Here is a 2,694-nt window from a genome sequence, read left to right as displayed (position 1 = left end):
TGCGTATTCCGGCGATCGTGACCGACGATTCCGGTCGATCGTGACCGGTCGCGCAGCGTGAAGTGTTGCGCGCTCAAATTGTAGGGGCAGCGGTCACGATGGGTCCGGATTGATCTCCTTTTTGCTGCGTTTTTGGCTTTTGCCGTAGAGACTCGCCCGTCAGGGTGAAACGGTGATTTCGCTGCATCACGCGGTCCAAAATGGCATCGGCAATCGTGGCATCTCCCACCCAGGCATGCCAGTGCTCTATGGGCAACTGGCTGGTGATGATGGTGGCTTTGCTGGCGGCCCGGTCATCAATGATCTCCAGCAGATCGGCCCGCGTTTGGCTGTCCAGGCCGGTCATGCCCCAGTCATCAAGGAGCAGCACATCGGTTTTGGCCAGTTGCAGCAGCCACTTGCCAAATGTGCCGTTCCCGTGGCGGATGCGCAGCTCTTCTGCAAGCCGGGGTACACGCTGGTACAGGGCCGAGTGGCCACGCCGGCAGGCGTACTGCGCCAAGGCGCAACCCAGCCAGGACTTGCCCGCCCCCGTGGGGCCGGTGATCAGCACGCTGTGGCCGCTGTCAATCCAGTCGCCCAACGCCAGGCTCATGAGCGCCTTGCGCTCCAGGCCCCGCCCGGGGCGCGTATCCAGGTCCTCGATGGATGCCTGCGGGTACTTCAGACGAGCCTCCTTGAGCAGGCGCGCCTGACGCTTGTCATTGCGAAAGTAGACCTCGCGGTCCACCAGCAAGGCCAGGCGTTCTTCAAAGCTCATGGCCGTCATGCCTGCCTGGGTGAGCTGCTCTTGCAAGCCTGCTGCCATGCCGTTGAGCTTCAAGCCGCGAAGCTGCTCCAAAGTAGTGTTCATCATCATGGGTATTCCTTTTGTTGGGTCGTCTTGCGCTGTGCCGGATGTGGCTGCGGGCATGGCCGGCGTCACTGGTAATAGCCCGGCCCGCGCACATGCGCGTGCACCGGACTGGTCCACTCCGGCGTGGCGACGGGCACGAGCAGATCGCGTCCATTGGCCAGGATGTCGCGCACATGGGCGCTCTTGGTGGTGCCCAGTTCCAGCGCGATCAGGCAGGCCGCTTCCAGGCGCGGCTTGCCGTAGCGCCTGGCCAGCGAGAGCAAGGCAAGGCAAGCGCGGTAGCCGTGTTCGGGATGCTGGCGCTCTTCGAGCAGGCGCGTGACGATGCGCCCGGTCGCCACGCCGATGCTCGTGCCCCAGTGAATCAGCCGCTCGGGCGTCCACTCCAGATGCGCCCGGTGGGCCGCTGACAGGTGCTCGGGCACCGTGGTGAAGCCGCCCTTGTGCGCGCAGCGCAGGTGACACGCTACGCGCTCGCCGCGATGAACAATCTCCACCGCGCGCGCGGTGATCCGCGCTTCCAAAGCAAGACCGACCAATGAGTGAGGAACGCTGTAGCGGTGGCCTTCAAACTCGACGTGCTGGTCAATGTGAACGCGCACGGTCTTGTAGACCGCCAGCTCCCAGGTCTGCAGCGGCAAAGGCTGCAGGGCCGGTGCGTCGAGTTCGGCAAACGAACTGGCGCGGCATCCGGGCAGCTTTTGAAACGGCTTGGCGTTGAGTTGCACCAGGAGCGGGCCGATGGCCTCGTTGACGTCATCGACGCTGTGAAACTGCTGGTGGCGCAAGCGCATCAAGATCCAGCGCTCCACCACCTGCACGGCAGACTCGACCTTTCCTTTGTCCTGCGGGTGATAAGGGCGTGCTGGCAGCACCGAGGTGCCGTAGTGGCGCGCAAAGTCATGCACCGTCTCGTTCGCCCTGGGCTCGTAGCGGTCGGGGTTGGCAATCAACGCCCGGGCATTGTCCGGCACGATCAGCAGCGGCACGCCGCCGAAGAAACGCAGCGCCTGCGCCGTGGCCCCGAGCCAGTCGGCCGTGGTTTCGCGCGCCGTGGCGTAGGCGAAGGTGTAGCTCGACGCGCCCAGGGCGCCAACGAAGATGTGGGCGCGGCTGCCGTCCGACAGGGCCACAGTAGGTCCAGCGTAGTCGATGAACAGCTTCTCGCCGGCGCGGTGGATCTGGCGCATCGAGCGCTTGAGGCTTTTGGCAAAGCGACGGTAGTTCTCGCAGAACTGCGAGTAGCTGTGGGTGGTTTCCCCTGGGTGCTGGCTGACGTGCTCTTGCCACAGCAGCATCAGCGTCATGCCTTTGCGCCGGAGTTCCTGGTGCAGGCGAACGAAGTCGGGCCGCACAAAGGCGCTGGCTCGCTGGGGTGTGCCCGCCAGGCGGCTGTGCAGGGCGGCCTCGTCGAGCACCTGTACCTGGCTCCAGTCCAGCTTTGCTGCACTGGCCAGGGCCACGTATTTGGCAACGACGCCTTTGGAAACGCCCAGGGCTGCGGCGATGCGCTCATGCGAGAGATGGGCTTCGAGTTTGAGACGCAGGACGTCCTTGATTTTGCGCATAGTGATCCTTCGGGTATCGGGCATGCTGGCTCCAGCAAAAAGCTGGCAAGGCTACCCGTATCGGTTGAGAAGAAATATGCGCAGCACCACACGCTGCTGGTCGATGCCATTCTGGTGCCATGACCATCGATTCCGGCCTCGTGACCGGTCATTGCGGTCAAGGCAAAAAATCGGTCACGATCGACCGGAATCAGCGGTCACGACAAACCAGAATCGCCGGTCACGATCCGCCGGAATGACCGGTCACGATCGACCGGAATACCCACTCGC

Annotated in this window: 2 protein-coding genes; both read right to left on the bottom strand. The window is 63.7% G+C overall.

Annotated features, from left to right (window positions below; translation table 11 throughout):
• Positions 1 to 73 precede the first annotated feature (73 nt).
• Positions 74 to 859: an IS21-like element helper ATPase IstB gene (gene istB / locus RCH06_RS17710; protein ID WP_327082783.1), complete on the bottom strand. Its 786-nt coding sequence runs from the start codon at positions 857 to 859 to the stop codon at positions 74 to 76.
• 62 nt (positions 860 to 921) lie between these two features.
• Positions 922 to 2,448: an IS21 family transposase gene (gene istA / locus RCH06_RS17705; RefSeq protein ID WP_327082782.1), complete on the bottom strand. Its 1,527-nt coding sequence runs from the start codon at positions 2,446 to 2,448 to the stop codon at positions 922 to 924.
• Positions 2,449 to 2,694 lie beyond the last annotated feature (246 nt).

Source organism: Polaromonas sp. CG_9.5 (assembly GCF_035984465.1).
Lineage (GTDB): Bacteria > Pseudomonadota > Gammaproteobacteria > Burkholderiales > Burkholderiaceae_C > Polaromonas.
Note: the sequence above shows the minus strand (reverse complement) of the source record. Positions and strands in the feature narration are given on the sequence as shown.